The sequence below is a fragment of the Variovorax sp. P4_D9 genome, assembly GCF_056401695.1.
The window spans coordinates 1-7,467 of record NZ_JBFUIU010000446.1 but is presented as its reverse complement, the minus strand read 5'-3'; the positions used below and the strand labels follow the sequence as shown (position 1 = coordinate 7,467).

Genomic DNA, 7,467 nt, shown 5'->3' with positions numbered 1-7,467 from the left:
AGATTGAGGGACACGGGTGCTTTCTCCTTTGCTTCTGGTGGTTGCCACAGGAATGAGCCTCTTAGGGCCTTGACGCCGGCGGGAGCGATTTGGTTGTAGTCGAGGCGCTTGCTCATTGTTTTTTTCAGAAGTTCAGATGAAGGAGTGGAGGTGGTCAGCGGGGAGTCATCGGTGTCCACGACGAAAACGGCTAGCCGCGTCGCCGGCATCGTCTRCGCTCCTGCGGTTACCTGTAGGGAATCATGGACGAGGAGCGGAGTGAAAGGAACTGATGCTTTTGCAAGTTCATAATGCATGCCGTTCATTTATGAGAGAGCGATGATGGGCATGTGCGTTGTACGTTTCATGGGCAGGTTAACGTCGTCAACCGCAGTAGGGCCACTGACTTGTCTGCCGCACCGCATGCGCTCAGGGAAAGCGACGGGTGCGGCTGCCTAGTCCTCAATGGGCAGGCAGTACCTGCGCGCGTAGCTCAGTTCAGTCCGACTCAGCGAATCCCGGTAACCGCGGCCAACCTGACCGCCTTGATCGGCTGCGCGGTCGAACCAGGCCAATGCTTCGCAGTTCTGCCGTCCACGCACGCCGCTGAACTGAAGTACGGCTGATCCTCCAAGAAGCAAGATGCCTAACAATTCTTGGGCGGCAGGATCGCCAGCGACCGCAGCACCGCGCAACCGTTTTAACGTGTCGTCATAGTTATCCCGGTTATGCGCTTCGATCACCGGCGCATCGTTGGATGAGGTGGAGGCTTGTCTCAGGCCAAACACTTCGTTGTCTCTCGAACTGCACGCGACACCGATCGCCACAATGAGGAAAAGCGCGCGCCACCAAAGCAGCAACGTGTGTGGGCTATAGCTCTGCAATCCTGAAAAATTCATTCAGTGCTCCTTCTCAAAGACATGACGTACGGAAAAGGTCTGCATCGAAAGAAGCGCGCGGACGTGTACAGGAAAGTCGAAGCGAATGCGCCCCAGTCAAAGCGCAGAGAATTCATTCGCGATCATATGAACTCCGAGCAGAATCAGACTGCCTAGGAAGCACTGCCGGAACAGCGCAGGAGATAGCTTCTGGCGAAAATGCTGCCCGGCGGCCATGCCCGCTAGAGCGGGGAGCAGCATCAGAACGGAAGCGCCAAAGCTCGCAGCCGAGTAGCGCGCATTGAAGTAGAGCCCGACAGCCAGTGCCAGGGTTGACACCGTGAAAGAGATGCCCATAGCTTGTATCAACTCGTCACGCTCCAATTCCAGCGCCTGCAGATACGGCACGGCGGGAATCATGAACACACCGGTCACCGCAGTCACCAACCCGGTAGTTACGCCAATCACGGGTCCCAACCATTTTTCGGTTGATGGGCGGACGGACATCCGCATACCTGCAAGGCCCCACGCCGCGTAGCCAATCAGAGCTGTGCCCAAGCACACTGCAGCCCAAGCGCCCGCAGGCGCACCAAAAACCCATGCACCTGTCAACGTACCAAAACAGGCGGTCAATTGCATGGGGGCCAATCGCTTGAACATCATTCCGAGCGTCCCCCACGGCCTGATTTGCCAGACATTAGTTATAAGCGAAGGAAAGATCAGTAGTGCTGCAGCCTCCGCTGGCGCCATCATCAACGCGAGCAAGGCCATGGAGATGGTGGGTAAGCCCAAGCCGACCACGCCTTTGACGACGCCGGCAAGCACGAACACGAGTGTGATTAGCAGCGGCAATGTTGCGTTAGAGAGGATGAGGGATTCGGATGGAGTCATGGTGTTCGAACGCAATAAGAGTCACGATTCTGATGAAGAGTCGCCAGGCGGAAAATTCGGAACTTGCGTACCATGCCTCAGGTACTTCCTGAGCCTGAATGTGGTACGTTTGAGTCCATGCGCTTCGACCTGACCGATCTGCGACTGTTCCTGAACGTCCATGAGACGGGGACGATCACGGGGGGCGCCGAGGGCACCCACATGACGCTGGCATCGGCGAGCGAGCGCATCCGTGGCATGGAAGACGCCCTCGGCGTGCCGCTGCTGTTGCGCGACCGGCGCGGCGTACAGATGACGCCTGCGGGGCGGACGCTGCTTCACCATGCCCGCCTCGTGCTTCAGCAGATGGACCGCCTGCGAGGCGAGCTCGGCGACTATGGCTCCGGGCTCAAAGGGCACGTCCGCCTGCTGTGCAATACCTCGGCCTTGAGCGAGCACTTGCCGGAAGTGCTGAGCAGTTTTCTCACGGACCACCCCGGAATTTCCGTCGATCTGGAGGAGCGCCCCAGCTACGAGATCGTGGATGCAGTGCGCAACGATGTATGCGACATCGGCATGGTGTCCGACTCGGTGGACCTTGAAGGTCTGGAGACCTTCGCTTTCCGCGCCGACCACTTGGTGCTGGTGGTGCCACGCGACCATGCACTGGCACAACGCACCGAGATCAGCCTGTCAGACGTGGTGGATTTCGCATTCGTAGGCCTTGTCGAAGGCAGCGCACTGCAAGAGCACATCACGCACCACGCTCGGCGGCTGGGCAAGCGGCTGAGCTATCGCATTCGCCTGCGCAGCTTCGAATCCGTATGCCGTGTGGTCGGCCAAGGTATTGGCGTGGGCATCGTCCCGCAGGCGGTTGCAGCCCGCAGCGCCCGCTCAGCCAAAGTCAAGCGGATCGTCTTGACGGATGCGTGGGCTGAGAGAAATCTCGTGCTCTGCGTCCGTCATCTGGACAAGCTGCCTGTCCATGCGCAGCAACTGGTACAACACGTTTTGGCCGCAGGTCCTCGCAGTAAGCAAGCCCTGCGACGTTAACGCCACCTCAGTTGGGCTGAATACCCGACTTCTGGATTACCTGCGACCAGCGAGCAGTCTCCGTCGTAAGTTTCGCCTTCAGACTTTCAGGCGAAGCGTCGGCGACAGGCACGACCTGACCGCCCAGCTCATCTTCTTTTTGAACGAAGCGTCGCGCACCGCGTACTGCAATGCCGTTACCAGTTTGTTCTGCACGGCTGGTGGAAGCCCCTTTGGGGGTAGTCGTACTTATCGTGCGGTTTGATCAACAACTTACGCCCGGCGGTTTTCGCGCAGACGTGAGTCGCCACAAGTGGTTGTCGTGTCTGGCTCCGTGCCGCAGGTCAGCGGAGAGTCAGGTGTCCACGACGAAAACGGCTAGCAGCTTCGCCGGCATCGTCTGCGGTCCTGCGGTTACCTGTAGGGAATCATGGACGAGGAGCGGAATGAAGGGAACTGATGCTTTTGCAAGTTCATAATGCATGCCGTTCATTTATGGGAGAGCGATGATGGGCATTGGTCGCACGGACCTCAACCTCCTCAAGGTCTTTGATGCCGTCTACGAGGAACGCAACCTGGTTCTCGCGGGCAAGCGGCTCAATCTGACCCAATCCGCCGTGAGCCATGCGCTCGGGAGGCTGCGGGAACTCGTCGGCGACGAGCTCTTTATGCGAACAGGCAAGGGAATGGTCCCCACCGGCCGCGCCGCGGCCATGGCTCCGACTCTGCGCGATTCCCTACGCCGCATCGAGGCAACACTGGGAGTTGAGCCGTTCGCTCCGGAGGAGTCGACCCGTCGTTTTGTGATCGCCGCGAACGATCACCTCACCGCAGTGATCATTGCACCGCTATCGCGCGAGTTGCAGCAGGCGGCGCCCGGCGTGGACCTCGTGATCCGGCCCTCCACACGGCTTGACCTAGCGGAGCAGATCGATCTGGGACGAATTGATTTCGCGATCGGCATTTTCTCGCAAGTGCCCAGCCGGCTGAATTCGCGCACGCTGATGTCGCAAGGCGAAGCCATCCTGATGCGCAAGGGGCACCCCGCTTCTCGCCGCAAGCTCACGTTACGCGACATGTCGAGGTACCCGTTGGTGACTCTCTCGGTGGGCGGCCAGGAGGAAGGCGCGGTCGGCGGGTTCATCCTAGAACGAGGCCTCGCGCGGCAGTCCGAAATGTTCGACCGGCACGCGCTCGAAGAGGCGCTGCTAGCCGAGGAGGAAGCGGCCCGCGCGCGCGTGACGGTGCCGCACTCCCTGGCGATACCGGAACTGCTTCGCGAGACCGACATGCTGTCCATCGTACCCGCCTCCCTCGCCGTGGCGCTGGCCAAGAACAGCGATTTGCTGCGTCGGCAGCCGCCCTACCAAGCCGGGACTTCAACCATTCGCGCGGTCTGGCATCGCCGAAACGAGCACGACACAGGGCACAGTTGGTTACTCAACATGGTGGCCAGGACAGCCCGAGTGGCCGAAGAGGCACTCGGCTAGCCGCAGGCGGCGGCACTGAAGTGCATAGCGTGCACTTTGTTGCAAAGACTTCAGTTCCCTTCGCACCTCGGGCCACCATCATTCCGCCACTTTGAGTTGTCCAACATGCGAGGCTGGAGAGATCAGCTACCTCAAATCGCTTGCGCGAGGTCGACCGGCTCAAGTCGGTGCCTAGGCACATCATGTCATTCGATGGGTCCGGGAATCAAGGGGAAGCCCACGGACCTGGAAGAGGCACGATGAAGAGATTGGCCTCCCGCCTGGGGCATCGATGCATTAGTCTTGGTTTCCGCTCAGAGCCCACCGAAAGCCGCAGTGATGAAAACGCCTTGGTTGCTGGGCCTGCTCGCCGGCTTGGCCACGCCGATGGCGATGGCCCAGCCCAACCCCGCCCTGCTGGGCAACAAGGGTGCGTTCATCGCCGATGTGCTRCGACAGATGACACTCGATGAAAAGATTGGCCAGCTTCGCCTCATCAGCCTCGGCCCGCTGATGTCGGCGCCGCAGCTTGCTGAGGAAGTGGCCGCCGGCCGCGTCGGTGGCTCCTTCGGCCTCGTCAGTCGCCCAGAACAGCGTCCACTTCAGGAAGCGGCTATGCAACAGAGCCGGATGAAGATCCCGATGCTTTTTGCATACGACGTGATCCATGGCCACCGCACCACCTTCCCGATCGGCCTTGGCCTCGCGTCGAGCTGGGATCTGGAAGCGGTTCGGCTGACCGCGCGCGTCGCCGCGCAAGAGGCCAGCGCCGACGGCATCGATTTCACGTTTGCGCCGACCGTCGACATCGCCCGCGACCCCCGCTGGGGCCGCACCTCGGAAGGTTTCGGTGAAGACCCGTACCTCGTGTCGCAGATGGCGCGCGCGATGGTCAAGGGCTTCCAGAACGATTCGGCCGCCAAGCCGGACAGCCTCATGGCGTCGGTCAAGCACTTCGCGCTRTACGGCGCCGTCGAAGGCGGGCGCGACTACAACATCGTCGACATGAGCCCGATGCGCATGTACAACGACTACCTGCCGCCGTACCGCGCGGCCATCGACGCGGGTTCGGGCGGTGTGCTGCTCGCGCTTAACGCCGTCAACGGCGTGCCGGCCGCGGCGAACACCTGGCTGCTGCAGGACCTGCTGCGGAAGGAGTGGGGCTTCAAAGGAGTGACGGTAAGCGACCACGGTGCCATCGCCGAACTGCTACACCACGGGGTGGCGCGTGACGAGGCCGAAGCCGCCAAGCTCGCCATCAAGGCCGGCGTCGACATGAGCATGGCCGACKAGATCTACATAAAAGAGCTGCCCGCTCTGGTGAGGTCCGGCCAGGTCAGCGAAGGCGAGATCGACAACGCAGTGCGTGAGGTGCTGGGCGCCAAGTACGACATCGGCCTTTTCCGCAATCCGTTCCTGCGCATCGGCAAGGCCGAGGACGACCCGGCAGATCTCAAGGCCGACAGCCGCCTGAATCGCGCGCCGGCGCGTGACGTGGCCCGCAAGTCGATGGTGCTCCTTGAAAACCGCAACCGCACGCTGCCGTTGCGCAAGACTGGAACGATCGCGCTGGTCGGACCGCTCGCAGATTCGCAGGTCGACATCCTGGGCGCGTGGTCGGCCCAGGGCGTGCCGGCCTTGGCAGTGACCTTGCGTCAAGGCATAGCGGCAGTGATCGGCGACAAGGCGAGGCTCCTCTTCGCACGCGGCGCGAACGTCACCGAAGACAGATCGATTGTCGACTACATGAATTTCCCGAACGGGGAGGCGCAGGAGATCGTGCAGGATGGCCGCATGCCGCAAGAGATGATCGACGAGGCCGTGGCCGCGGCGAAGCAGGCCGACGTGGTTGTGGCTGCCGTGGGCGAGTCGCGCGGCATGTCGCATGAGTCGTCGAGCCGCACGCGCCTCGATTTGCCGGAGAGCCAGCAGGCCCTGTTGAAAGCGCTCAAGGCAACGGGCAAGCCATTGGTGCTGGTGTTGATGAACGACCGCCCACTGACGCTCGGCTGGGAGAAAGCCAATGCCGACGCGATGCTGGAGACCTGGTTCGCCGGCACCGAAGGCGGCAATGCCATCGCCGATGTGCTCTTCGGCGACGCCAATCCATCGGGGAAACTGCCGATCTCGCTGCCTCGCTCGGTGGGGCAGATCCCGACGTACTACAACTTCCCGCGCCTCGGCCGGCCTTTCACGCCGGGCAAGCCCGGCAACTACACCTCGCAGTATTTCGACGAACCGCAAGGCGCGCTGTACCCCTTCGGCTATGGCCTGAGCTACACCGACTTCGCACTGTCGAACCTGGCCCTGTCGTCGCGCACGGTGCGAAAAGGTCGTACGGTCGAGGCGAGCGTCACCGTGAAGAACACCGGCGACCGCGCCGGCGAAGCGGTGGTGCAGCTCTACATCCAGGACGTGGCCGCTTCGGTCGTGCGCCCGGTCAAGGAGCTCAAGGGCTTCCGCAAGCTGATGCTGCAACCGGGCGAGACGCAGGTGGTGCGCTTCCCGATCGGCGAGACGCTGCTGAGCTTCTACAACCAACAACTCAAGCGCGTCGCGGAACCCGGCACTTTTAACGTGCAGGTGGGGCTCGACTCACGCGATGTACAGCAGGAGAGTTTCGAACTGCTGCCCTGACGTCAGGAGTGAGGTGCGGGGTCAGCGTCTTCGTGTCACTGACCACCTTAATCGCCCGCTAACGCTGCACAGCAAGCGTTCGTTCGCTATGGTGGTTTGGCACTGCCCTCCCCTTGCGGCAGCGCAAACGTGGACAGAAGAACTTTACGTAATTGTGACTGCTTTGCAGCGACACGACTAGGCAGCCGCTAGACATTCGAACGGAGCTCGGGGTAATCGAATGTAAGGGACTTCCCACTCTTGTCCAAGACAGAAGGCGTTGAGCCATCCCGATGCGTGGGGTAAAAAGTTGTCGCCAAACGAACTTCCACCCCACTCACGAGAGGCCCAACGTGAAAGCATCATGCAGCATGTTCAGTCAGATCCTCAAGCTGATTCCGCGCATCGAGTTCGAGCACATCGTCAAGCGCACCCAGGCTGAATACGCGTCCAAGGGCTTCTCCAGTTGGGGCCAGCTGGTTGCGATGCTGTTTTGCCAACTGGGCCGGGCCCACTCGCTGCGCGAGATYGAAGGCGGGCTCAAGAGCTGCGAGGGCAAGCTCGCGCACCTGGGCATCGAGGCGCCGGCGCGCTCCTCGCTGTCGTACGCCAACGCGCATCGG

At 61.4% G+C, this 7,467-nt stretch carries 6 protein-coding genes; 4 read left to right on the top strand and 2 right to left on the bottom strand.

Annotated features, from left to right (window positions below; all coding sequences use genetic code 11):
• Positions 1 to 434 precede the first annotated feature (434 nt).
• Complete coding sequence (locus AC1DY5_RS34610; RefSeq protein WP_478118887.1) at positions 435 to 878, bottom strand: hypothetical protein; 444 nt, start codon at positions 876 to 878, stop codon at positions 435 to 437.
• A gap of 96 nt (positions 879 to 974) precedes the next feature.
• Entirely contained in the window at positions 975 to 1,748 is a 774-nt protein-coding gene (locus AC1DY5_RS34605; RefSeq protein WP_478118885.1) for a sulfite exporter TauE/SafE family protein, read from the bottom strand.
• Between the two features lie 117 nt (positions 1,749 to 1,865).
• Between AC1DY5_RS34605 and AC1DY5_RS34600 the strand changes: the two genes are divergently transcribed.
• The 4 genes from AC1DY5_RS34600 to AC1DY5_RS34585 form a co-directional block, all read left to right on the top strand.
• Entirely contained in the window at positions 1,866 to 2,780 is a 915-nt protein-coding gene (locus AC1DY5_RS34600; RefSeq protein WP_478118883.1) for a LysR substrate-binding domain-containing protein, read from the top strand.
• A 488-nt stretch (positions 2,781 to 3,268) separates the two neighbouring features.
• Positions 3,269 to 4,249 (top strand): LysR family transcriptional regulator, encoded by a 981-nt coding sequence (locus AC1DY5_RS34595; protein ID WP_478118889.1) that lies wholly within the window; start codon positions 3,269 to 3,271, stop codon positions 4,247 to 4,249.
• A 318-nt stretch (positions 4,250 to 4,567) separates the two neighbouring features.
• Entirely contained in the window at positions 4,568 to 6,865 is a 2,298-nt protein-coding gene (gene bglX / locus AC1DY5_RS34590; RefSeq protein WP_478118882.1) for a beta-glucosidase BglX, read from the top strand.
• A gap of 350 nt (positions 6,866 to 7,215) precedes the next feature.
• On the top strand, positions 7,216 to 7,467 hold a 252-nt coding region (locus AC1DY5_RS34585; RefSeq protein ID WP_478118880.1), incomplete at its 3' end, for a DUF4372 domain-containing protein.